This is a genomic window from Streptomyces sp. NBC_00310 (genome assembly GCF_036208085.1).
Lineage (GTDB): Bacteria > Actinomycetota > Actinomycetes > Streptomycetales > Streptomycetaceae > Streptomyces.
The window spans coordinates 2,854,548-2,878,293 of sequence record NZ_CP130714.1 but is presented as its reverse complement, the minus strand read 5'-3'; the positions used below and the strand labels follow the sequence as shown (position 1 = coordinate 2,878,293).

Below are 23,746 nucleotides of genomic sequence, written 5' to 3'. Positions count from 1 at the left end.
GGCCGTCCGGCTCTGGGGCAGGCGGATGTCTCGCCGTCTCGTGTTTGAGGCGTCGGTCCACCCGCGGCTGCACTTCTCCGAGCATTGCGGGCAAACGTCCAGGTGTCTTCATGGCCCGCCCCCAACTAGGCTTCCTGCTAGCCGTAAGACCCGTGTTCGGGCAGGCTGTTGGGACGAACGGGACAGGTCGGGCAAGGGGGAGACCGAGACCATGCAGGCCGATCAGCATCCGGTGCGCGGGCGGGTGGTGCTCGCGGACGACGACGTGCTCCTGCGGGAGGGGCTGGCGAGCCTCTGCGAGCGCGTCGGCTACGAGGTGGCCGGGCAGGCCGGCGACGCCGCCGGGCTCATGGAGCTGGTGGAGACCGAGCTCCCGGACATCGCGATCGTCGACATCCGGATGCCGCCCACGCAGTCCACCGAGGGGCTGAAGGCGGCCAGCACCATCCGGGAGCGGTATCCGTCGGTCGGGATCCTGGTCCTGTCGGCCTTCGTCGAGGTCGAGGACGCCTTGGAGCTGCTGGCCGGGGGGCGCGCCATCGGCTACCTGCTCAAGAGCCGGATCACCGTCGTCGACGAGTTCCTGGAGACCCTCGACCGCATCCGCCGGGGTGGGTCGGTGGTCGATCCGTCGCTGGTGCAGGAGCTGGTGGCCGCGCAGCGTCGTGACGATCCGCTGTCGATGCTCAGCAATCGCGAGCGGGAGGTTCTCGGCCTGATGGCCGAGGGGCGGTCCAACGCCGGGATCGGTCGTCGGCTGTGGGTCACCGAGGGGACGGTCGAGAAGCATGTGCGGAGCATCCTGGGGAAGCTGCGGTTGCCCGAGGAGCCGGATGATCATCGGCGGGTGCTGGCCGTGCTGACGTTCCTGGAGACGCGCTGAGGGCTCGGTCCCGAGACGGCCCCGCGCCCCTGCGGGGGTGCGGGCCCCCCCCGCGATGTCGGCGGGCGCCAGTAGGGTGTGGAGCATGGCCGATCCCTCCAGCTACCGCCCCAGTCCGGGGCAGATTCCGGACTCTCCCGGGGTGTACAAGTTCCGTGACGAGCACCGGCGGGTGATCTACGTCGGGAAGGCGAAGAGCCTGCGCCAGCGCCTGGCCAACTACTTCCAGGACCTGGCCGGCCTCCACCCGCGCACCCGCTCGATGGTCACCACGGCCGCCTCCGTGGAGTGGACCGTGGTGTCCACGGAGGTCGAGGCGCTTCAGCTGGAGTACTCCTGGATCAAGGAGTTCGACCCCCGGTTCAACGTCAAGTACCGCGACGACAAGAGCTACCCGTACCTCGCGGTCACGATGAACGAGCAGTACCCGCGCGTGCAGGTGATGCGCGGTCACAAGAAGAAGGGCGTCCGCTATTTCGGGCCGTACGCGCACGCGTGGGCGATCCGGGACACGGTCGATCTGCTGCTGCGCGTCTTTCCCGTGCGCACCTGCTCGGCCGGAGTGTTCAAGAACGCGGCCCGCACGGGGCGGCCCTGTCTGCTCGGCTACATCGGCAAGTGCTCGGCCCCCTGCGTCGAGCGGATCTCCGCCGAGGACCACCGCGAACTGGCCGACGAGTTCAGCGACTTCATGGCGGGGCGCACGGGCACGTACATCCGTCGCCTCGAGAAGCGGATGACGGACGCGGCCGAGGAGATGGAGTACGAGCGGGCCGCCCGGCTGCGCGACGACATCGAGGCCCTGAAGAAGGCCATGGAGAAGAACGCGGTCGTGCTCGCCGACGCGACCGACGCCGACCTGATCGCGGTCGCCGAGGACGAGCTGGAGGCGGCCGTCCAGATCTTCCACGTACGCGGCGGACGGGTGCGCGGTCAGCGCGGCTGGGTCACCGACAAGGTCGAGGCCGTCACCACCGGTGACCTCGTCGAACACGCGCTTCAGCAGCTGTACGGCGAGGAGACCGGCGACTCCGTGCCCAAGGAGGTCCTCGTCCCGGCGCTGCCCGACCCCGTGGGGCCCGTCCAGGAGTGGCTCACCGGGCGCCGAGGGGCCCAGGTCTCCCTGCGCATCCCGCAGCGCGGCGACAAGAAGGCGCTCATGGAGACCGTCGCGCGCAACGCCCAGCAGTCCCTCGTCCTGCACAAGACCAAGCGCGCCTCCGACCTCACCACCCGCTCCCGCGCGCTGGAGGAGATCGCCGAGGCCCTCGACCTGGACAGCGCCCCTCTCAGGATCGAGTGCTACGACATCTCCCACCTCCAGGGCGACGACGTCGTGGCCTCCATGGTCGTCTTCGAGGACGGGCTGGCCCGCAAGAGCGAGTACCGCCGCTTCCAGATCAAGGGCTTCGAGGGCCAGGACGACGTCCGTTCCATGCACGAGGTCATCACCCGCCGCTTCCGGCGGTATCTCGCGGAGAAGGAGAAGACCGGCGAGTGGGTGGAGGACGACTCCGCCGGGCCCGGTGACGCCGGCGACGGTCTCGGCGCTCCCGCGATCGGTGCAAGGGACGACGACGGCCGTCCCAAGCGGTTCGCCTACCCGCCCCAGCTCGTCGTCGTCGACGGTGGGCAGCCGCAGGTGGCCGCCGCGCGGCGGGCGCTCGACGAGCTGGGCATCGACGACATCGCCGTGTGCGGCCTCGCCAAGCGCCTGGAGGAGGTCTGGGTGCCCGGCGAGGACGACCCGGTGATCCTGCCCCGCACCAGCGAGGGCCTCTATCTGCTCCAGCGCGTCCGCGACGAGGCCCACCGCTTCGCCATCACCTACCAGCGGACCAAACGGGCCAAGCGTTTCCGGGCGAGCCCCTTGGACGAGGTGGCCGGGCTCGGCGAGGCTCGCAAGCAGGCACTGCTGAAGCACTTCGGCTCCCTGAAGAAGCTGCGTTCCGCGACGATCGACCAGATCTGCGAGGTTCCCGGCATAGGCCGCAAGACGGCCGAGACGATCGCCGTGGCCCTCGCCCAGGCGGCTCCGGCCGCACCCGCAGTGAACACGGCCACTGGAGAGATCATGGAGGAAGAGGAGCCCGGTACGACGGCGGACCCCTCTGGGGAGCCCGTGGCCGCGGGTTCCCCGGACCGGCGGCGAGGGCAGGAGACATGACCGAGCACCAAGAGCGTCCCGAACGCCCGGAGCACCCAGAACTCCCGGAGCGCTCGGCGCGTCCAGAAGAACAGCACCACGAGCACACAGCGGAGCGCGGGGAAGCCCACAGCGCGGCGGGCGACGATACCCCGCAGCACCCAGCGCCACAGGAAGACGGAGCACACGTGAGTACGGGCATCGAAACAGCCGGGGTCCCCGAGGCGGCCATCCCCGAGCTGGTCATCATCTCCGGCATGTCCGGCGCCGGACGGTCCACGGCCGCCAAGTGTCTGGAGGACCTCGGCTGGTTCGTCGTCGACAACCTGCCACCCGCGCTGATCCCCACCATGGTGGAGCTCGGCGCCCGCTCCCAGGGGAACGTGGCCCGGATCGCGGTCGTCGTCGACGTCCGCGGCCGCCGCTTCTTCGACAATCTCCGTGACTCCCTCGCCGACCTGGAGACGAAGCACGTCACCCGGCGGATCGTCTTCCTGGAGTCCTCCGACGACGCCCTGGTGCGCCGCTTCGAGTCGGTGCGCCGCCCGCACCCCCTCCAGGGCGACGGCCGCATCACCGACGGCATCGCCGCCGAGCGGGAGCTGCTGCGCGAGCTGCGCGGCGACGCCGACCTGGTCATCGACACCTCCAGCCTGAACGTGCACGAGCTGCGCGCCAAGATGGACGCCCAGTTCGCCGGCGACGAGGAGCCCGAGCTGCGGGCCACCGTCATGTCCTTCGGCTTCAAGTACGGCCTCCCGGTCGACGCCGACCTGGTCGTGGACATGCGCTTCCTGCCCAACCCGCACTGGGTCCCGGAGCTGCGCCCGTACACCGGCCTCAACGAGGAGGTCTCCGCGTACGTCTTCAACCAGCCCGGCGCCAAGGAGTTCCTCGACCGCTACACCGAGCTGCTCCAGATGATCGCCGCCGGTTATCGCCGCGAGGGCAAGCGGTATGTGACCATCGCGGTCGGCTGCACCGGCGGCAAGCACCGCTCGGTCGCCACCTCCGAGAAGCTCGCCGCCCGCCTCGCCTCCCAGGGCGTCGAGACCGTGGTCGTGCACCGTGACATGGGGCGCGAGTGACCGGACGTGCTGCTCTGCGGTTGGGCAGACTGCGCCGCGTCACCCCCGAGGGCCGCGCGGGCCAGCCCGCCGAGGCCCGCGGGGCCAAGCCGCGCCGCCGGGGCGCCCAGCCCAAGGTCGTCGCGCTCGGCGGGGGCATGGGCCTGTCCGCCTCGCTCGCCGCCCTGCGCCGGATCACCGGCGACCTCACCGCCGTCGTCACCGTGGCCGACGACGGAGGCTCCAGCGGACGCCTCCGCGACGAGCTGGGCGTTCTGCCGCCCGGCGACCTGCGCAAGGCGCTGGCCGCGCTGTGCGGCGACGACGACTGGGGCCAGACCTGGGCCCGCGTCATCCAGCACCGCTTCCAGTCCCAGGGCGACCTGCACGAACACGCGGTCGGCAATCTGCTGATCGTCGCCCTGTGGGAACAGCTCGGCGACCATGTCCAGGCCCTCGACCTCGTCGGCCGGCTCCTGGGCGCCCAGGGCCGGGTGCTGCCCATGTCGGCCGTACCGCTGGAGCTCCAGGCCCTGGTCAAGGGGCACGATCCGGCGCGCCCGGACGACGTCGACACCGTCCGGGGGCAGGCGACCGTCGCGCTCACCCCCGGCGAGGTGCAGTCCGTGCACGTCGTGCCGCACGACCCGCCCGCCGTGCCCGAGGCCGTGGCGGCGGTCCGCGACGCCGACTGGGTGGTCCTCGGCCCGGGCTCCTGGTTCTCCTCGGTGATCCCGCACCTGCTCGTGCCCGAACTGCTCGACGCCCTCACCGAGACCAAGGCCCGACTCGTACTGTCACTGAACCTCGCCCCGCAGCCGGGAGAAACCGATGGCTTCTCCCCGCAGCGTCATTTGGAGGTTTTGGCACGACACGCCCCTAAACTCGCCCTGGACGTGGTGCTGGCCGACGAGGCCGCCGTGCCCGACCGCGATTCCCTGACCGACGCCGCCAAACGGTTCGGGGCCGCGGTCGAGCTGGCGCCGGTGGCCCGGACCGATGGATCTCCGCGGCACGACCCGGAGCTGTTGGCCGCCGCGTACGACCGTATTTTTCGGATGCATGGAAGGATCGGCCCATGGCGATGACGGCAGCGGTGAAGGACGAGATCTCCCGGCTACCCGTCACCCGGACCTGCTGCAGAAAGGCGGAGGTCTCGGCGATCCTGCGGTTCGCGGGCGGGCTGCACCTGGTGAGCGGACGCATCGTGATCGAGGCGGAGCTGGACACCGCGATGGCGGCCCGCAGACTCAAGCGGGACATCCTGGAGATCTTCGGCCACAGTTCCGAACTGATCGTGATGGCACCCGGCGGACTGCGCCGGGGTTCGCGTTACGTCGTCCGGGTGGTCGCGGGCGGTGACCAGCTGGCCCGGCAGACCGGCCTGGTGGACGGCCGGGGCCGCCCGATCCGCGGCCTGCCTCCGCAGGTCGTCTCCGGGGCCACCTGTGACGCCGAGGCGGCCTGGCGCGGCGCGTTCCTGGCCCACGGCTCGCTCACCGAGCCCGGCCGCTCGTCCTCCCTGGAGGTGACCTGCCCGGGCCCGGAGGCGGCTCTCGCACTGGTCGGCGCCGCCCGCCGGCTGTCGATCGGGGCGAAGGCCCGCGAGGTACGGGGCGTGGACCGGGTCGTCGTACGGGACGGGGACGCGATCGGAGCGCTCCTGACCCGCCTGGGTGCCCATGAGTCCGTGCTGGCGTGGGAGGAGCGGCGGATGCGCCGCGAGGTCCGGGCCACCGCCAACCGGCTCGCCAACTTCGACGACGCCAACCTGCGCCGCTCGGCCCGTGCCGCCGTCGCCGCCGGCGCCCGCGTGGGCCGCGCCCTGGAGATCCTCGCCGACGACGTCCCCGAGCACCTCGCGGCCGCCGGACGGCTGCGCATGGAGCACAAGCAGGCATCCCTGGAGGAGCTGGGCGCGCTCGCCGACCCGCCGCTCACCAAGGACGCCGTCGCGGGCCGGATCCGCCGGCTGCTCGCCATGGCCGACAAGCGTGCGTCGGACCTCGGCATCCCGAGCACCGAGTCCAGCATCACCGAGGAGATGGCCGAGAACCTGGTGGGGTGACAGGACACCAGGTCAACTCGCCGGTGCCGACGCCCACTTGAGGGGCCGTCGGCACCGGCTTTCGTATGTCCGTGTGAATTCCGTGGATGGCCGGTGAGGCACCCTTGACGTGACCCATGTCTGACATGAGCCTGGCGTCTGTTCGCCGCTGTGGCGAACCACTGCAAGGGGGGCTCATGAGACGAAGAGCGAGATCGATCCTCGCCGCGGGCGCGCTCCTGCTGGGCGGAGGCGCGGGACTGGCGCCGCTCGCCCAGGCGGCCGAGAACGACGGTGCCGAGGCGGAGGAGGTCAAGGTCTTCCGCGCCGAGGTGACGAAGAAGCAGATACCGCTGCTGCTCGCGGCCGGGCAGGACGGTCACGAACTCAGCGAGCAGGCGCCGGAGAAGGGCACCGCGTCGGTCGAGGTCTACCTCACCGACAAGCAGGCGGACGCCTTGGAGGGGCAGGGCGTCGAGCTGAAGGAGCACCGGCTCACCAGCAAGGCGGAGGCGCGTGTGGCCGCCGCCGGCGACGGGGTCTACCGGCCCTACAGCGGTGCGGGCAACATCAAGGAGGAGATCGTCCGGACGGGGCAGGAGAACCCGTCCCTGACCAAGGTGGTCTCCCTCGGCAAGTCCCTCCAGGGCCAGGACATCCTCGCGCTCAAGCTGACCAAGAACGCGAAGAAGACCAAGGACGGCGCCAAGCCCTCCGTGCTGTACATGTCCAACCAGCACGCGCGTGAGTGGATCACGCCGGAGATGACCCGGCGCCTGATGCACCGCTACCTGGACAACTACAAGACGGACAAGCGGATCAAGAAGATCGTCGACACCACCGAGCTGTGGTTCGTGATCTCCGCCAACCCGGACGGCTACGACTTCACGCACCGGGACGCCGCCAACCGCCAGTGGCGCAAGAACGTGCGGGACGTCAACGGCGACGGTGCCATCACCGTCGGCGACGGCGTCGACCTCAACCGCAACTTCGCCTACAAGTGGGGCTACGACAACGAGGGCTCGTCCCCGTTCCCCACCAGTGAGACCTACCGCGGCGGCGGCCCGAACTCGGAGCCCGAGACAAAGGCCCTGGACGCCTTCGAGAGGCGCATCGGCTTCGAGTACGGCATCAACTACCACTCGGCCGCCGAACTCATCCTCTATGGGGTCGGCTGGCAGGTGGCCAGCCCCACCCCGGACGACGTGCTCTACAAGTCGCTGGCCGGCACCCCGGAGAACCCCGCGGTCCCCGGTTACCACCCCCAGCTCTCCTCCGAGCTGTACACGACCAACGGCGAGGCGGACGGTCACGCGTCCAACGTCAACGGCACGGCGATGTTCACCCCCGAGATGTCGACCTGCCAGACCGTGTCGGGCATCGACCCGGACGACGCCTGGAAGCCCGAGGACTGCGCCTCCGTCTTCACGTTCCCGGACGACGAGAAGCTGATCAAGCAGGAGTTCGAGAAGAACATCCCGTTCGCGCTCTCCGTCGCCGAGTCCGCCGTCAAGCCCGACCAGCCGAAGTCCTCGGTCGGCGTCGACGCCCCCGACTTCACCCCGGCCGGCTTCACCACGTCGTACTCGCGCGGCGCCGACCAGGAGATCTCCGTCGTGGCCCGCAAGTCGGTGCGCGACAAGGAGCTGAAGTACCGGATCAACGGCCGCGGCCCTACGTACGACCAGACGCTCAAGGCCTGGAAGGGCGGCGAGACGTTCGGCGGTGAGGACAACCTCTGGTTCGACGAGTACCGGGCCAAGGTGCAGGACGGCGAGCCGGGCGACAAGGTCGAGATCTGGTTCACCGGCGAGACGAAGAGCGGCAGACCCACCACCAGCGAGCGCTTCACGTACACGATCGCCGAACGCCCCAAGGCCGACACCCTCGTCGTCGCCGAGGAGGGCGCGACCGCGACCCAGACACAGGCCTACGTCGACGCGCTGAAGGCCAACGGCAAGAAGGCGCTCGTCTGGGACGTCGCGACCCTCGGCGCGCCCGACGCGCTCGGCGTACTGAAGCACTTCAAGACCGTCGTGCACTACACGGGCGCCGTCCGGCCGGGCGTCGCCACCCAGCTCGAACTGCGTGCCTATCTCAACGAGGGCGGCAAGCTGATCGAGGCGGGCGAGAGCGCCGGCGGCGCCGTCGACCTCGGCGGCGGCACCCTGTCGAACGACTTCAGCCAGTACTACCTGGGCGCCTACAGCCGTACCTCCCTGCCGAACGCGACCGCCTTCGCGGGTCTCGCCAAGCTCGACGGCTTCACCGGAGCGCTCGGCGACGCGCCCGGCAACCCGCTGAACACCGCCGGATCGTTCGGCGTCACCTCGGACGCCCTGCCCGTGGAGACGTTCCCGCAGTTCGCGAGCGAAGGCGCGGGCCAGTACCCCGGGACCGTCAACCCGTACGGCCCGTACGAGGGCGCGTCCATGGCGGCCGCCACGCACACCGACTACGCCTGGAACCGCCTCACCCGCACCATCGACCTCACCTCGGTGGGCGCGGCCGACAAGCCCACCCTGCGCACCCAGCTCCTGTGGAGCACCGAGGAGGGCTACGACCACGCCCTTCTGGAGGCGCACACGGCCGGGGCGGACGACTGGACGACGCTGCCGGAGGCCGGCGGCGCCACCTCCACCACCGTGCCCGTCGAGTGCGAGGCCGGGTACTTCATCCAGGGCCACCCGGCACTGAAGCGGTACCTGACCCTGGGCTCCGGGGGCTGCACGCCCAGCGGCACCAGCGGCTCCTGGAACAGCTTCACCGGGGCCTCGGACGGCTGGCAGCAGGTCGAGTTCGACCTGTCCGCGTACGCCGGCAAGAAGGTCGAGGTGTCGCTCAGCTATGTCACCGACCCCGGTTCCGGCGGTCGCGGCGTCCTCGCCGACAACGCCACCGTGGTCATCGGCGGCACGGCCGGCGCGGTCGAGGGCTTCGAGACGTCGCTCGGTGCCTGGAGCACCCCCGGACCGCCCGCGGGCAGCCCGGCGGTCGTGAAGGACTGGGGCCTGTCGGGTGAACTGTTCAAGACCTACGGCGCCGTCACCACGGACGACACCGTGCTGCTGGGCTTCGGTCTGGAGCAGGTCCCCGCGGCGGCCGACCGCAAGGCACTGCTCGGCAAGGCGCTGGCGGCTCTGAGGAACTGAGAGCCGGCTGCGCCGAACGGCTGAGAAAAAGCCTCGTGAGCGGCCCTCCGGACGTCTGAAATCAGATGATCGGGGGGCCGCTCAAAAGGTAATCACCTTGCAAAACCAGGGCGGTCCGTACCCCTACTGGCGAGTATGGACCGCACCGGCATGTATAGGGCATCTCGATGTCACTCGACGGGCGCCGGGGAGGTAGGGTCGTAGGCGGTCGGGGACATCCCATACAGCTCGCCGGCACTGAGCCGGCGTACCAACGAGGAGATCGGTTCGTGACGATCCGCGTAGGCATCAACGGCTTTGGCCGCATCGGTCGTAACTACTTCCGCGCGCTGCTGGAGCAGGGTGCTGACATCGAGATCGTGGCTGTCAACGACCTGGGTGACACCGCGACCACCGCACACCTCCTGAAGTACGACACCATCCTGGGCCGCCTCAAGGCCGAGGTGTCGCACACCGCCGACACGATCACCGTCGACGGCCACACCATCAAGGTCCTCTCCGAGCGCAACCCCGCCGACATCCCGTGGGGCGAGCTGGGCGTCGACATCGTCATCGAGTCCACCGGCATCTTCACGAAGAAGGCCGACGCCGGGAAGCACCTCGCCGGCGGCGCCAAGAAGGTCCTCATCTCGGCTCCGGCCAAGGACGAGGACATCACCATCGTGATGGGCGTCAACCAGGACAAGTACGACCCGGCGAACCACCACGTCATCTCCAACGCCTCCTGCACCACCAACTGTGTGGCGCCGATGGCCAAGGTTCTCGACGAGAACTTCGGCATCGTCAAGGGCCTGATGACGACGGTCCACGCGTACACCAACGACCAGCGCATCCTGGACTTCCCGCACTCGGACCTGCGTCGCGCCCGCGCCGCCGCCGAGAACATCATCCCGACCACCACGGGTGCCGCGAAGGCCACCGCGCTGGTCCTCCCGCAGCTCAAGGGCAAGCTGGACGGCATCGCGATGCGCGTCCCGGTCCCGACCGGCTCGGCCACCGACCTGGTCGTGACGCTGCAGCGCGAGGTCACCAAGGACGAGGTCAACGCCGCGTTCAAGAAGGCCTCCGAGGACGGCGACCTCAAGGGCTACCTGGCCTACACCGAGGACGAGATCGTCTCCTCGGACATCGTCAGCGACCCGGCCTCCTGCACCTTCGACTCCTCCCTGACCATGGTCCAGGAGGGCAACACGGTGAAGATCCTCGGCTGGTACGACAACGAGTGGGGCTACTCCAACCGCCTCGTCGACCTCACGGTCTTCGTCGGCGGCCAGCTCTGACCGACAGAGCAGGCACCTCCATGTGACAGCAGGGCTCGGGCGGCGCAGGGACGCGCCGCCCGGGCCCTGACTCACGTACGAAAGCGCCCCTCCCACGACCACGAGCACCACAAGTCCTCCTCGGGAGCCCTCTCCATGAAGACGATCGACGAACTCCTCGCCGAGGGAGTCGCCGGCAAGCGGGTCTTCGTCCGCGCCGACCTCAACGTGCCGCTGGACGGCACCACCATCACCGACGACGGCCGTATCCGCGCCGTGCTGCCCACCGTGAAGGCGCTGGCCGAGGCCGGCGCGCGCGTCGTCGTCGCCTCCCACCTGGGCCGCCCCAAGGGCGCCCCGGACCCGGCCTTCTCCCTCGCCCCCGCCGCCGCGCGCCTCGGTGAACTCCTCGGCGCCGACGTGGCGTTCGCGACGGACACGGTCGGCGAGTCCGCCACGGCCACGGTCGCGGGCCTCGCCGACGGCCGGGTCGCGGTCGTCGAGAACCTCCGCTTCAACGCCGGCGAGACGTCCAAGGACGACGCCGAGCGCGGCGCCTTCGCGGATCAGCTGGCCGCCCTCGCGGACGTCTACGTGGGCGACGGCTTCGGCGCGGTGCACCGGGGGCACGCCTCGGTCCTCGACCTGCCGGCCCGCCTGCCGCACTACGCCGGGTACCTCATCGCCACCGAGGTCGGCGTCCTGAGGAAGCTCACCGACGACGTCCAGCGCCCCTACGTGGTCGCGCTCGGCGGCGCCAAGGTCTCCGACAAGCTCGCCGTCATCGACCAGCTGCTCGGCAAGGCCGACCGCATCCTCATCGGCGGCGGCATGGCGTACACCTTCCTCAAGGCCAAGGGGTACGAGGTCGGCGGCTCGCTCCTCCAGGAGGACCAGCTCGGCGCGGTCACCGAGTACCTGGAGCGCGCGGAGAAGACCGGGGTCGAGCTGGTCCTCCCCGTCGACGCCGTCGTCGCGCCCGCGTTCCCGGACCTCAAGGGCAAGGCTCCGGCCGGTGCCACCGAGGTCGCCGCGGACGCCATGCCGACCGGCCAGATGGGCCTGGACATCGGCCCGGAGTCCCGCAAGCTGTACGCCTCGAAGATCGCCGACGCCGCCACCGTCTTCTGGAACGGCCCCATGGGCGTCTTCGAGCACCCCGAATTCGCCGAGGGCACCAAGGCGGTCGCCCAGGCACTCCTCGACTCGGGGGCCTTCACGGTCGTCGGCGGCGGCGACTCCGCCGCGGCCGTGCGCATCCTGGGCTTCGACGAGAACGCATTCGGCCACATCTCGACCGGCGGCGGCGCCTCCCTCGAATACCTCGAGGGCAAGACGCTCCCCGGCCTCGCCGCACTGGAGGACTGACCCTCAATGACCGTTTCCGACAAGGGCCGTATGCCCCTGATGGCCGGCAACTGGAAGATGAACCTCAACCACCTCGAGGCCATCGCGCACGTCCAGAAGCTCGCCTTCGCCCTCGCCGACAAGGACTACGAGGCCTGTGAGGTCGCGGTCCTGCCGCCCTTCACCGACCTGCGCTCGGTCCAGACCCTGGTCGACGGCGACAAGCTCAAGATCAAGTACGGCGCCCAGGACCTCTCGGCCCACGACTCCGGCGCCTACACCGGCGAGATCTCCGGTCCGATGCTGGCCAAGCTCAAGTGCACGTTCGTGGCGATCGGCCACTCCGAGCGCCGCCAGTACCACGACGAGACCGACGAGATCGTCAACGCCAAGGTCAAGGCCGCCTACAAGCACGGCCTCACCCCGATCCTGTGCGTCGGCGAGGAACTGGAGGTCCGCGAGGCGGGCAACCACGTCTCCCACACGCTCGCCCAGGTCGAGGGCGGCCTCAAGGACGTCCCCGCCGAGCACGCCGAGACCGTCGTGATCGCCTACGAGCCCGTCTGGGCCATCGGCACCGGCAAGGTCTGCGGAGCGGAGGACGCCCAGGAGGTCTGCGCGGCCATCCGCGGCAAGCTCGCCGAGCTGTACTCCCAGGAGACCGCCGACCAGATCCGCATCCAGTACGGCGGCTCGGTCAAGGCCGGCAACGTCGCCGAGATCATGGCGCAGGCCGACATCGACGGCGCCCTCGTCGGCGGCGCCTCCCTGGACGCGGACGAGTTCGTCAAGATCGTGCGCTTCCGCGACCAGTGAGTAGGCCTTAGCGGCGTAACGTCGTACTCTTGCGGGGGGCCGAGGCCCAGTAGGCGAGTGTCGAGCTTGCCGACCGGTCCCGGCCCTCTTGTCGTCTATCCAGATCCGAGGAAGTTGGTCCAGCCGTGGTTATGGGGTTCTCGATCGCCCTGATCGTGTTCAGCCTGCTGATGATGCTGCTGGTGCTGATGCACAAGGGCAAGGGCGGCGGCCTCTCCGACATGTTCGGTGGCGGTATGCAGTCCTCCGTCGGCGGCTCCTCGGTCGCCGAGCGCAACCTCGACCGGATCACCGTCGTGGTCGGTCTGCTGTGGTTCGCGTGCATTGTCGTACTCGGCATCCTGATGAAGGTCAACAACTGACCGTCGGGCCGACACCGGCGAAACAACGCGTCACGGACGCACCAATCCGCACGTAAAGCCCCATGCTGGGTACGCGACTTCGAGCGCGGCCTATCATGGGGCTTGCGTCTGGGGACAGGATGTAACTCCAATCACTGGACGCGCGTTGGGCCTTACGTAGACTGAGGCGCTCGCAGCGAAGCGAAACGCCGACTCGCTTCGCCGCACCATCACGCAGGGAGTTACGACCGTGGCAAGTGGCAACGCGATCCGAGGAAGCCGGGTCGGGGCGGGGCCGATGGGCGAAGCCGAGCGCGGCGAGTCCGCACCCCGGCTGCGCATCTCCTTCTGGTGCTCCAACGGACACGAGACCCAGCCGAGCTTCGCCAGCGACGCACAGGTCCCCGACACCTGGGACTGCCCGCGCTGCGGCTTCCCGGCCGGACAGGACCGGGACAACCCCCCGGCCCCACCACGCACCGAGCCCTACAAGACGCACCTCGCCTATGTGCGGGAGCGCCGCAGCGACGCGGACGGCGAGGCGATCCTCGCCGAGGCGCTCGCCAAACTGCGGGGCGAGATCTAGGAGTTGACACCGGCCGGGCACCGAGGGGTGCCTGGCCGGAAGCGTTTCGGGCGGGTGGCTCGCGATTCCCGCGATGTTCGCGTTCCCGCTGGTCGGGCTGATTGTCAGTGGGTCCCCCTACGGTTTGCGCATCGACGAATCGTGAGGGGGACACGTGACGGGGGCTGAGCAGAGGGCGGCGGTCGCGTACCGCGGAGCGTTCCTACGGCTGTGGAGCGCGGCCGTGCTCTCCAGTTTCGGGGACGCGCTGCGTACGGCCGCGTTGCCGCTGCTCGCGGTGACGCTGACGGACGAGCCGCTTCTCGTCGCCTCGGTCACGGCCTGTGGCTATCTGCCGTGGCTGGTGTTCGGGTTGTTCGGCGGGGCCGTCGCCGACCGGGTGGACCAGCGGCGGGCCATGTGGACGGTGGACGTGGCGCGCGGTCTGCTGGTGGCGGGTTTCGCGGTGGCCGTGGCCCTCGATCACGCCTCGATCGCCCTGCTGATCGCCCTGGCCTTCGCTCTGACCACCCTCCAGACACTCTTCGACAACGCGGCCACGGCCCTGCTGCCCGCCCTGGTGGGCCGTGACGCCCTGGGCAGCGCGAACGCCCGGTTGATGACCGGCCAGCGGATCGCGGGCGGGCTGGTGGCCGCGCCGCTCGTCCCCCTGTTGCTGGCCGCCGGAGCCGCCGTCCCCTTCGCGGCGGACGCCCTGACCTACCTGTTCGCCGCCGCCCTCGTGGCCTCGCTCGGTGCCGCCGCGCCCGAGCGGGAGCCCCGTCCCGCGGGCAGCACCCTGCGCGCCGAGATCGCCGCCGGGCTGCGGACGCTGTGGCGGGACAGGGCCCTGCGCGGGCTGTGCGCCGCCACCGCTCTGTGCAACGTCGGCATGGGTGCCCTCATCGCCACGCTGGTGCTGCTGGTGACCGGCTGGCTGGACGCGGGCAACGCCGGGTTCGCGGCGGTGACGACGGCGTACACGGTCGGCGGCCTCGCCGGGGGAGCGGTGAACGGACGGCTGGTGGCCCGCGCGGGGCGGGTGCGTGCCGTGCTGCTGGCCGGCGCGGCGCAGATCGTGGCCCTCGTCGTGATGGGCTCGGTGCGCAGCCTGTGGGCGCTCGCGGTGAGCCTCGCCGTGTTCGGGGCCATGGGCATGGTGTGGAACGTCAACACCACGACGCTGATGCAGCGGCGTGCCCCCGCCGACATGCTCGGCCGCGTCGGCTCCGCCTTCCGGACCCTCGGGGTGGCCGGGGCGCCCCTGGGCGCTCTGCTCGGCGGAGCGGTCGCCACGGCCTGGGGCCCGAACACCCCGGCGCTCCTTGCCGCCGCCTTCTTCGTCCTGTCCGTCGCCGCGCTGATACCGACGCTCAAGGCGGACGTATCTGTTGTCGAACCGGACGACCATGGGACGACGGCTCGTGTTCCGTCGTGATCAATTAGGTTGGAGCCGGCAGCGGGGCCGAGCGGCCCCGGGGAGGGGCGTGTCCGTCTCTCCCCGGCACCGCTTCGTACGCAGGACCAGGTAGGAAAGAAGGCTGAAGTCCGAGATGAACGCACGAAGCCGTACGAGGCTCAACCAGACGCCCGAGTGGACCGCGCTGGCCGAGCACCGGGAGCAGCAGGGTGATGTCCAGCTGCGCGAGCTGTTCGCGGCCGACCCGGGGCGCGGTGCCGGGTACACGCTGGAGGTCGGCGACCTGCACGTCGACTACTCCAAGCATCTGGTCACCGACGAGACGCTGCGGCTGCTGCGCGAGCTGGCCGCCGCGACCGACGTGTTCGGGCTGCGGGACGCCATGTTCCGCGGCGAGAAGATCAACACCACCGAGGACCGCGCCGTCCTGCACACCGCGTTGCGCGCCCCGCGCGACGCGGTGATCGAGGTCGACGGCGCGAACGTGGTGCCGGGTGTCCACGAGGTGCTCGACAAGATGGCCGGCTTCGCCGAGCGCATCCGCTCCGGCGAATGGACCGGACACACCGGCCGACGCATCAAGAACATCGTGAACGTCGGCATCGGCGGCTCCGACCTGGGCCCGGCGATGGCGTACGAGGTACTGCGCTCCTTCACCGACCGCGATCTCACCGTCCGCTTCGTGTCGAACGTGGACGGGGCCGACCTGCACGAGGCGGTACGGGACCTGGACGCGGCCGAGACGCTCTTCGTCATCGCCTCGAAGACGTTCACCACCATCGAGACGATCACCAACGCGACGTCCGCGCGCGACTGGCTGCTCACCGAGCTGAAGGCGGGCTCCGAGGCCGTCGCCAAGCACTTCGTGGCGCTGTCGACGAACTCCGAGAAGGTGTCGGACTTCGGCATCGACACGGCCAACATGTTCGAGTTCTGGGACTGGGTCGGCGGACGCTACTCGTACGACTCGGCCATCGGCCTGTCGCTGATGATCGCGATCGGCCCGGACCGCTTCCGGGAGATGCTCGACGGGTTCCACCTGGTCGACGAGCACTTCCGTACGGCGCCCGCCGAGTCCAATGTGCCGCTTCTGCTGGGCCTGTTGGGGATCTGGTACGGCAACTTCCACGACGCGCAGTCGCACGCGGTGCTGCCCTACAGCCACTACCTGTCCAAGTTCACGGCCTACCTGCAGCAACTGGACATGGAGTCCAACGGCAAGTACGTGGGCCGGGACGGGGTGCCGGTGGAGTGGCAGACCGGGCCGGTGGTGTGGGGCACGCCGGGGACGAACGGGCAGCACGCGTACTACCAGTTGATCCACCAGGGCACGAAGCTGATCCCGGCGGACTTCATCGGCTTCGCCGAGCCGGTCGCCGAGCTCGGCGAGACGCTCAAGGCCCAGCACGACCTTCTCATGGCCAACTTCTTCGCCCAGACCCAGGCGCTGGCCTTCGGCAAGACGCCGGACGAGGTACGGGCGGAGGGGGCACCGGAGGAACTGGTGCCGCACAAGACGTTCCAGGGAAACCACCCGACGACCACGATCCTGGCGAAGGAACTGACCCCGTCGGTCCTCGGCCAGCTGATCGCGCTGTACGAGCACAAGGTGTTCGTCCAGGGTGCCGTCTGGAACATCGACTCCTTCGACCAGTGGGGCGTCGAGCTGGGCAAGGTCCTCGCCAAGCGCGTCGAGCCGGCGCTCACGGAGGGGGCCGAGGTGCCGGGGCTGGACGGGTCGACGAAGGCGCTGGTCGCCAAGTACCGGGCGCTGCGCGGGCGACGGTAGTCCCGCGGGGGCGGGGAAACGGGCGACCGCGCGACGTCCGCTTCCCCACCCGGTCCCGGTGGCCCGGCCGCCCGGCCGCCCGGGCACCGCGGGATCTCCGTCTCCGCGCTGGCCGGGGTCTCGCCGGATCTCAGTGCCCCAGCCCGGCGCCCCCGTCGACCGGGATCACGGCGCCGCGTACATAACCGGCGGCGGCCAGGAAGGCCACCGCGTCGGCGACCTCCTCGGGGCGGCCCAGGCGTCCGGCGGGCGTGGCGCGCAGCAGTTCGCGCCGCTGGTCCGCGGTGAGGGCGCGGCTCATGTCGGTCTCGGTGAGGCCGGGGGCGACGACGTTGCAGGTGATGTCGCGGGCGCCGAGTTCCCGGGTGAGGGAGCGGGCGAAGCCGACGAGGCCGGCCTTCGCCGCCGCGTAGTTGGTCTGGCCGGGGGCGCCGTGCAGGGCGGCCGTGGAGGAGATCAGGACGATACGGCCGTGGCCCGCCCGGAGCATGCCGCGCACCGCGCGCTGGGCGACGCGGAAGGCTCCGGTGAGGTTGGTGTCGATGACGGAGGTGAAGTCCGCCTCGGTCATCCGCACCAGCAGCCGGTCCTGGGCGGCGCCCGCGCACGCGACCAGCACGGTGACCGGGCCGTGGGCCGCCTCGGCCTCCTGGAAGGCCCGGTCGACCTGCCCGCTGTCCGTCACATCGCACCGAACGGCGAGGAATCCCTCGGAGGCCGCGGGCTCGGTGCCCCGGTGGGTGACCGTGACCCGGTCCCCGGCAGCAGCGAAACGGCGGGCAATGGCCAGCCCGATGCCCCTGTTCCCGCCGGTGACGAAGACCGAACGGGCCGCGGCCTGCTGGGGGAGCGTGGGCTGTGTCATCGTGCGTTCCCCTTCCCTGCCGCGTCCAACGGCCTTGCGTGCTCCGGGCTTTCGGGCGCCCCACGGGTGCGCAGGCCCACGACCGCCACCACACAGCCGAGGAGGGCGAGGGCGGCGACGGCGAGCGTGGCGGCGTACATGGCGTCGAGGAAGGCGCGGTCGGCCGTGGTCGCCAGTTCGGGCAGGCGCAGGGAATCGGCCAGGGAACGGGCGGCTTCGGCGGAGGTACGGGCCAGTTCCTCGGCGGCCGGCGACAGGCCCTGTGCGGTGCCGGGGAGTTCGGCGTCGGCCATCCGGTCCCGGTAGACGGCCGAGAGGATCGAGCCGGCCATCGCCACACCGAGGGTGCCGCCGACCTGGCGGGTGACGCTGTTGACGGCGGCGCCGGCGCCCGCCAGCTGCGGCGGCACCCCGCGCATCATCACGGCCGTGACCGGGGTGCCGACCAGTCCCATGCCGAATCCCTGGATCCACAGCAGCGCGGCGACGACCCAGAGGGGGGTCCGCCCGTCGAGCCAGGCGTAGGCGACGTAGGTGGCGGCGGTGGCCAGGACGCCGGACGCGACCGTCCAGCGGGCCGACAGCAGGCGGCTCAGCGCCGGGGAGGCCTGGCTGCCCAGGACGATGCCGACCGCGGCGGCGATCATGACGGTGCCGGCGTCGGCGGGGGAGAGGCCTCGGGGGCCCTGGAGATAGAAGGCCGCATAGAACAGGTGGCCGGCCAGCGCCATGAAGGCGATCAGCAGGACCACGCTGCCGGCCGTGAAGCCGGGCTGCCGGAAGAGCCGCAGGTCCAGGCTGGGCGCCCTGGACCTGCGCTGGCCGGCGACGAAGACGCCCAGCACGACACCGCCCAGCAGCAGCGGCAGCAGCACGTGGGGGCCGTACCAGGTGCGGCCGCCGCCGAGTTCGATGATGCCGTAGACCACACCGCCCAGCCCGAGCACCGACAGGGCGAGGCCCCGCAGGTCGAGCACGCGGCGGCGGGAACCGCCCAGGTCGGGGACGACCGCCACGACGGCCAGCAGACACAGGGCGACGATCGGGACGTTGACCAGGAACACCGAGCCCCACCAGAAGTGGCTGAGCAGCGCGCCGCCCGCGACGGGGCCGATGGCCACGCCGAGACCGCTCGACGAGCTCCAGATCGCGATCGCCCGGGTGCGTTTCTCCTCCGGGGTGCTCTGCACGATGACGGTCAGCGTCGCCGGCATCAACAGGCCGCTGCCCGCCCCCATGAAGGCCCTCGCCACGATCAGCCACGCCGGGCTGTCCACGAACGCACCCGCGCCGGAGGCCACTCCGATCAGCGCGAGTCCGGCGAGGAGCGTGTTCCGGGGGCCGAAACGGTCGGCGAGCGCGCCGCCCGCGAAGAGGGTGCCGGCGACGACCAGGGTGTAGGCGCTCGCCACCCACTCCAGTTCGCCGGGGCTCGCGCCCAGGCCCTCCACCGGGTCGGCGAGCGTGGTGACGGCGACATTGAGGATCGAGGTGTCCAGCCAGATCAGCATCTGCGCGCAGACCACGACCACGAGGACGGGCCAGGAGCGGGTGGGTGCGGCGGCCGGGTCCTCGGGCGTCCGGCTCACGGTGCTCACAGCGTGCCTCCGTTGTTCTCGTCGTGGCCGCGCGCGTCTTCGTATCTGTGCAGCGCCCGGTCGATCAGTGTGTGGGCCGCACCCGTGTAGTGGGCCGGGTCGAGCAGCTCCGACAGCTCGGCGGGGGTGAACCGGGCGGACAGTTCCGGGTCGGCGGACAGCACCTCACCAAGGGGGCGGCCGGTGTCGGCGGCCTCGGCGGAGGCGCTGGTCAGGAGCTTCTTCGCGCGGACCTTGCCGAGCATCGGGGCCAGGGCCACGGCCAGCCGTTCGGTGACGATGGCACCGCCGGTCAGGTCGAGGTTGGCCCGCATGCGTTCCGGGTGGACGATCAGCCCCTCCGCGAGCTCGACGGCGGTGTGCGCGGCGCCGCCCGCCAGCCGCAACGCCTCCCGCAGCGGCTGCCACTCGGCGTGCCACGCCCCGGCGGGCCGTTCGTCCTCGGCGAGCAGACACTGCGCCAGCACGAGCGCGTGCGCGGGGACCTGCCGGGCGGCCGACACGATCAGCGTGGCCAGCGCGGGGTTCCGCTTCTGCGGCATGGCCGAGGAGGCACCGCGCCCGACCCCGGCAGGCTCGGACACCTCGCCGATCTCCGTACGGGACAGCGTCTGCACATCGAGCGCGAACTTCCCGAGCGCCCCGGTGACCAGCTGGAGCACGGCCCCGAGTTCGGCGACGGGGGTACGGACGGTGTGCCAGGGGAGGGTGGGCTCGGCGAGGCCGAGGGCGGCGGAGAAGGGGCCGAGCAGCTCCAGTCCGCCGTCACTGTCGCTTCCGGCTCGCTGTCGCGCCCCTTCAGGGACGCGGGGCTGTGACACTCGCGGCTCCGCCGCGCGGGCGCGATCAGCCCTCACCGGCCCGCGGACATCCACATCCGAGGCCCTGCGATCCACCACGGCGTACTCCCGATACGCGGCCAACGTCCCCGCCGCTCCCCCCAGTTGGGCCGGAAGCCCCGACGCCACCGCCCGCACCCGGACCGACGCGTCGACCACCAGCTCCAGCCACCCGGCGGCCTTCAGACCGAAGGTCGTCGGCACGGCGTGCTGGGCGAGGGTGCGCCCGGCCAGGACGGTGCCGCGATGGGTGTCGGCCACGGACGCGAGGGCCGCACCGACCCGCGACAGATCCGCGGCGATCAGGCCGAGCACCCGGCGCGCGATCACCATGGCCGCCGAGTCGAGGATGTCCTGACTGGTGGACCCGCGGTGCACATACTCCGCGGCGGCCGGATCCCCCGAGGCGACGACCTCCGTGAAGGCGGTCACCAGTGCGACCACCGGATTCGCGGTGGCCCGGGCCGCGTGCGCCAGGGCGACCAGGTCGAGGTGTTCCACCCGGGCCGCCGAGGCGATCGCCTCCACCGCCGTGGCCGGAGTCAGCCCGACCGCGTGCTGGGCCCGGGCCAGCGCCACCTCGACGTCCAGCATGGCCTGCAGCCACGCCTCGTCGGTCACCTCGGCCGCGACGGGCGTACCGGCCCAGGTGGGGGCGAGCAGGCCCGCGTCGGTGCCCACGGACATCGCGTTCACGTTTCCCGACTCCCTGTGCCTGATGTCCGACGTGCGGCTGGGCCCGGCCCCAGCCCCAGGGCGGCCCGCGCGATCGCGTCCGCGTCCTCCAGCGTCACCGAGCCGACGCCCGGCCGGATGCCGACCGCCGTCACCCAGCGCACGCCCTCCACCGGCACCCCGAAGGCGAACCGGCGCGGGTGCGGCCGGCCCGCCGCGTCCACCAGCCGGGGCGCGCCGTCGGTCACCGCCAGCCCGCCGGGCTCGTGGCCCGCGTCGCCCCCCAGCCGGTACGGTGCGCACGCACCGGCCCCGAACAGCGCCCGCAGCAAGGGGTTGGCGCTCCGCCGCAGATCGACGGCGGGCAGCCGTGCCTCGATCAGGGCCTCGACCCGGACCGGGGGTTCGTCCACCAGCTCCGCGTCCACGAGGAAACCCCCTTTGCCGACGCCCCCTTCGCCGATGTCCCCTTCACCGATGCCCTCCTCGGTGTCACCGCCGGGCGCCCAGGCCCGTACCCGCATCCCCGGGCCGAGGACATGCAGCACGTCCGCCTCGATCAGCGCGATCAGCTGCTCGATCCGGAAGGCGGGCGGGCCGATCGAGGTGAAGGCGTTCAACGGGGTGTACCAGCCGTCGAGTTCGGCGCGGTACGACTCACCGGAGACTCCGCCGTGGTCGACGACGAGCCGGATCTCGTTGCGCAGATCCCGCAGGGCGTCCAGCGCGGCCTTCAGCGGTCCGTTCACATTGCCGAGGCGGGCCTCGGTGACATCGCGGCGCAGGTAGGTCAGCAGCCAGTGCCGGAAGTCGGCGCGGTCGATGAACTTCCGCTCGCCGTAAGGGAGTTCGATCCGCGTCCAGTCCCATCGCTCGGCGGGCGGGACGGCGTGGCGGTCGAGCAGGGCCGTCTCCTCCCCGTCCTCACCCACCAGGCACGACCGTACGAACTCCTCGGCCGCCTCCGGTCCTCGGGCGGCACGGATCCACGCCTCGTGATGGACGGTCCGTATCTCACGGTCGACGAGCGGCCAGAGGTCGTGGCGGAAGCCGAGGGAGCGCCCTCCGGCCACGCGGCGCCGCAGTTCCGCGATGACGTCCGGGGTCAGGAAGCGCGGCTCGTGGCGGCCGAGCGCGCCCTTCTCGTTCTCGCCCCGGGCGTGGTATGGGACGCCGCGCCGCGAACCGGCGTACAGCACGGGCTCGTTGCCGCTCGGGAGGTAGACGAGACCGGACTGGCCCTCCTTGAACGTACCGCCGCGGCCCTCGGTGAGGAGGGCCAGGCAGTCGAAGAAGTTCAGGCCCAGTCCGCGCAGGGCGACCGGGGCGCCCGGCGCGATACCGCTCAGGTCGGTGTCGGCCGGGTTGGCCGGGGCCACGTAGGTGAGGCCGTGGCGGTCGGCGAAGGAGCGCAGCGCGCGTTCCTCCGGCGACGGGGTCAGGTCGCCGTGGCCGAGGGCCAGCACCACCGCGTCCAGCCCGGCCAGCCGGTCGCCGTTCGCCAGGGTCACGGTCTGCGGCCCGCCCGGAACGTCGTCGTCCAGCGCGACCGCCGTCGTCCGGTGGGTGTGGACCGTCAGATGGGCGGGGGCCGTGCGTAACAGGTGCCGGAAGACCCACTCCAGGTAGTGGCCGTGGAACGCGCGGGTCGGATAGGTGTCGGGGCCGAGCCGCCGCGCCTCGTCCACGGCCCGCGCGGGCAGGTCCTGGTCGATGGCCCGGTCGCGGACCGCACACGCCCACTCGTACAGGCTGGGTCCCGGCACCGACGGTCCCGCGCAGTCGACGCTGTCGTCGGCGAACAGGGTCACCTGGGAGGCGACCGTGTTCATCAGCAGCTCGCCCGGCTGGTCCGTACGCCAGACCGCGCCCGCGCCCGGCGGGTACGGATCGACGAGGTGGACCTCGACCGGCCGTAAGGTCCCGCCGGCGTTGGCGCGAATCCGCTCCAGTACGGAGAGGCCACGCGGACCGGCGCCGATCACACAGACGGCGAGGGTGTCGTCGGCACCGGTCATTCCTGGCCCAGCCCGTCGCGCCAGCTCGGTCTGGCCGGCTTCCAGCCCAGTGCCGTACGGGCCCGGTCGTTGGCCGCGCCGTGCGCGGACATCAACTGGTGGGCCATGAACCAGCCGAGGAGCCGGGGCGCGAGGGCCGCGGGGACCGTGCGCGGGGAGGGGGCGGCGAGCATGCGGGCCAGGTGCGGCAGCCACTGCGCGGCGGGGGCCGGGTCGTCGTCCGTCACGTGGAACACCCCGGTGGCCTCGGACTCGACGCCCGCCACGGCCGCCCCCACGGCGTCCTCGACGTGCAGGAACGACATGATTCCGGCCCCACCGCCCGGCAGCGGGAGCCGTCCGGCCAGCACGGACTGGGCGGTTCCGCCTGTGCGGGCGTACGCGGTACGGGGGCCGTACAGCGTGCCGTAGCGCAGCACCACGCCCTCCAGGCCGCTGTGCGTCACCTGCCGTTCCAGCTCGGCGACGGCCTGTACGGTCGAGGCCCAGCCGAGGTCGGGCGCGTCCACGTACAGGGGCGCGTCCTCGTCGAGGACCGGGTCGCCCGCCGGGGCCGCGGCGAAGGCGATGGACTGGGCGACCAGTCGGCGGGCACCGGCCGCGCGGGCCGCCTCGATCAGATGGGCGGTGCCCTCGGTGCGCAGCCGCGCGGTGAGGGCGAAGGCTCCCGGCGGGTCGTCGCGCAGCAGCCGCAGCGCCGACATCTGGTGGACGACCACCTCGGGCCGGGCCGCCGACACCGCCGCGAGCACGGCGTCGCGGTCGAGGGCGTCGGCGACCACGACCTCGTCCGCCTCGGGGGCCCGGCCCCGGGACCCCTGCCGTACCAGCGCGCTCACCCGGTGGCCCCGCGCCCGCAGCGCGCCCACCAGCGGATGCCCGACCACTCCGGTGGCCCCGGCGACGAGTACGCGCATGT

The 23,746-nt window shown here is 71.4% G+C and carries 18 protein-coding genes; 13 read left to right on the top strand and 5 right to left on the bottom strand.

Going from position 1 to position 23,746, the window contains the following annotated elements:
* Positions 1-211 precede the first annotated feature (211 nt).
* The 13 genes from OG202_RS12690 to pgi all read left to right on the top strand — a co-directional run bounded on the left by OG202_RS12690 (position 212) and on the right by pgi (position 16,832).
* Positions 212-883, top strand: a complete 672-nt coding sequence (locus OG202_RS12690; RefSeq protein WP_326583603.1) for a response regulator transcription factor — start codon at positions 212-214, stop codon at positions 881-883.
* Between the two features lie 85 nt (positions 884-968).
* Positions 969-3,050, top strand: a complete 2,082-nt coding sequence (gene uvrC, locus OG202_RS12685) for an excinuclease ABC subunit UvrC (protein ID WP_327730268.1) — start codon at positions 969-971, stop codon at positions 3,048-3,050.
* The gene (gene rapZ / locus OG202_RS12680; RefSeq protein ID WP_326583605.1) at positions 3,047-4,117 is read left to right on the top strand and encodes an RNase adapter RapZ; all 1,071 of its coding nucleotides are present in this window, start codon (positions 3,047-3,049) and stop codon (positions 4,115-4,117) included. The genes uvrC and rapZ overlap by 4 nt, the downstream gene beginning before the upstream one ends.
* Positions 4,114-5,184, top strand: coding sequence for a gluconeogenesis factor YvcK family protein (locus OG202_RS12675; RefSeq protein WP_326583606.1), 1,071 nt, complete (start codon positions 4,114-4,116; stop codon positions 5,182-5,184). The genes rapZ and OG202_RS12675 overlap by 4 nt, the downstream gene beginning before the upstream one ends.
* The gene (whiA, locus tag OG202_RS12670) at positions 5,175-6,164 is read left to right on the top strand and encodes a DNA-binding protein WhiA (RefSeq protein ID WP_326583607.1); all 990 of its coding nucleotides are present in this window, start codon (positions 5,175-5,177) and stop codon (positions 6,162-6,164) included. Before OG202_RS12675 ends, whiA begins: the two co-directional genes overlap by 10 nt.
* Before the next feature lie 176 nt (positions 6,165-6,340).
* The gene (locus tag OG202_RS12665) at positions 6,341-9,295 is read left to right on the top strand and encodes a M14 family metallopeptidase (protein WP_328222752.1); all 2,955 of its coding nucleotides are present in this window, start codon (positions 6,341-6,343) and stop codon (positions 9,293-9,295) included.
* Positions 9,296-9,564: 269 nt separating this feature from the next.
* Positions 9,565-10,575, top strand: coding sequence for a type I glyceraldehyde-3-phosphate dehydrogenase (gene gap / locus OG202_RS12660; protein WP_326583609.1), 1,011 nt, complete (start codon positions 9,565-9,567; stop codon positions 10,573-10,575).
* A gap of 135 nt (positions 10,576-10,710) precedes the next feature.
* Positions 10,711-11,922 (top strand): phosphoglycerate kinase, encoded by a 1,212-nt coding sequence (locus OG202_RS12655; RefSeq protein ID WP_327730270.1) that lies wholly within the window; start codon positions 10,711-10,713, stop codon positions 11,920-11,922.
* Between the two features lie 6 nt (positions 11,923-11,928).
* Complete coding sequence (tpiA, locus tag OG202_RS12650) at positions 11,929-12,717, top strand: triose-phosphate isomerase (protein WP_327730271.1); 789 nt, start codon at positions 11,929-11,931, stop codon at positions 12,715-12,717.
* Positions 12,718-12,848: 131 nt separating this feature from the next.
* Positions 12,849-13,079 (top strand): preprotein translocase subunit SecG, encoded by a 231-nt coding sequence (secG, locus tag OG202_RS12645; RefSeq protein WP_029181151.1) that lies wholly within the window; start codon positions 12,849-12,851, stop codon positions 13,077-13,079.
* Positions 13,080-13,308: 229 nt separating this feature from the next.
* Complete coding sequence (locus OG202_RS12640; protein WP_010352468.1) at positions 13,309-13,644, top strand: RNA polymerase-binding protein RbpA; 336 nt, start codon at positions 13,309-13,311, stop codon at positions 13,642-13,644.
* A gap of 154 nt (positions 13,645-13,798) precedes the next feature.
* Positions 13,799-15,061 (top strand): MFS transporter, encoded by a 1,263-nt coding sequence (locus OG202_RS12635; RefSeq protein WP_328222751.1) that lies wholly within the window; start codon positions 13,799-13,801, stop codon positions 15,059-15,061.
* Positions 15,062-15,176: 115 nt separating this feature from the next.
* Positions 15,177-16,832, top strand: a complete 1,656-nt coding sequence (pgi, locus tag OG202_RS12630; RefSeq protein WP_326583614.1) for a glucose-6-phosphate isomerase — start codon at positions 15,177-15,179, stop codon at positions 16,830-16,832.
* 130 nt (positions 16,833-16,962) lie between these two features.
* On the opposite strand, the gene fabG is transcribed toward pgi, so the two are convergent.
* From fabG to OG202_RS12605, 5 genes are read right to left on the bottom strand one after another with little or no spacing between them, the layout of a single operon-like run.
* The gene (gene fabG, locus OG202_RS12625) at positions 16,963-17,697 is read right to left on the bottom strand and encodes a 3-oxoacyl-ACP reductase FabG (RefSeq protein WP_326583615.1); all 735 of its coding nucleotides are present in this window, start codon (positions 17,695-17,697) and stop codon (positions 16,963-16,965) included.
* Positions 17,694-19,295 (bottom strand): MFS transporter, encoded by a 1,602-nt coding sequence (locus tag OG202_RS12620; protein WP_328222750.1) that lies wholly within the window; start codon positions 19,293-19,295, stop codon positions 17,694-17,696. Before OG202_RS12620 ends, fabG begins: the two co-directional genes overlap by 4 nt.
* On the bottom strand, positions 19,292-20,830 hold the full coding sequence (locus OG202_RS12615; RefSeq protein WP_405893232.1) for a class-II fumarase/aspartase family protein: 1,539 nt from the start codon (positions 20,828-20,830) through the stop codon (positions 19,292-19,294). The genes OG202_RS12620 and OG202_RS12615 overlap by 4 nt, the downstream gene beginning before the upstream one ends.
* On the bottom strand, positions 20,827-22,827 hold the full coding sequence (locus tag OG202_RS12610; RefSeq protein WP_326583617.1) for an FAD/NAD(P)-binding protein: 2,001 nt from the start codon (positions 22,825-22,827) through the stop codon (positions 20,827-20,829). The genes OG202_RS12615 and OG202_RS12610 overlap by 4 nt, the downstream gene beginning before the upstream one ends.
* Entirely contained in the window at positions 22,824-23,744 is a 921-nt protein-coding gene (locus OG202_RS12605; protein WP_326583618.1) for an NAD-dependent epimerase/dehydratase family protein, read from the bottom strand. Before OG202_RS12605 ends, OG202_RS12610 begins: the two co-directional genes overlap by 4 nt.
* Between the last annotated feature and the right edge of the window lie 2 nt (positions 23,745-23,746).

What these genes read in the sequence shown, in the direction of transcription:
- uvrC (WP_327730268.1), top strand. Translation starts at nt 969, where the DNA reads ATGGCCGATCCCTCCAGCTACCGCCCCAGTCCGGGGCAGATTCCGGAC.
- OG202_RS12655 (WP_327730270.1), top strand. Translation starts at nt 10,711, where the DNA reads ATGAAGACGATCGACGAACTCCTCGCCGAGGGAGTCGCCGGCAAGCGG.
- fabG (WP_326583615.1), bottom strand. Translation starts at nt 17,697, where the DNA reads ATGACACAGCCCACGCTCCCCCAGCAGGCCGCGGCCCGTTCGGTCTTC.
- rapZ (WP_326583605.1), top strand. Translation starts at nt 3,047, where the DNA reads ATGACCGAGCACCAAGAGCGTCCCGAACGCCCGGAGCACCCAGAACTC.
- whiA (WP_326583607.1), top strand. Translation starts at nt 5,175, where the DNA reads ATGGCGATGACGGCAGCGGTGAAGGACGAGATCTCCCGGCTACCCGTC.
- pgi (WP_326583614.1), top strand. Translation starts at nt 15,177, where the DNA reads ATGAACGCACGAAGCCGTACGAGGCTCAACCAGACGCCCGAGTGGACC.
- OG202_RS12605 (WP_326583618.1), bottom strand. Translation starts at nt 23,744, where the DNA reads ATGCGCGTACTCGTCGCCGGGGCCACCGGAGTGGTCGGGCATCCGCTG.
- tpiA (WP_327730271.1), top strand. Translation starts at nt 11,929, where the DNA reads ATGACCGTTTCCGACAAGGGCCGTATGCCCCTGATGGCCGGCAACTGG.
- secG (WP_029181151.1), top strand. Translation starts at nt 12,849, where the DNA reads ATGGGGTTCTCGATCGCCCTGATCGTGTTCAGCCTGCTGATGATGCTG.
- OG202_RS12690 (WP_326583603.1), top strand. Translation starts at nt 212, where the DNA reads ATGCAGGCCGATCAGCATCCGGTGCGCGGGCGGGTGGTGCTCGCGGAC.
- OG202_RS12665 (WP_328222752.1), top strand. Translation starts at nt 6,341, where the DNA reads ATGAGACGAAGAGCGAGATCGATCCTCGCCGCGGGCGCGCTCCTGCTG.
- OG202_RS12610 (WP_326583617.1), bottom strand. Translation starts at nt 22,827, where the DNA reads ATGACCGGTGCCGACGACACCCTCGCCGTCTGTGTGATCGGCGCCGGT.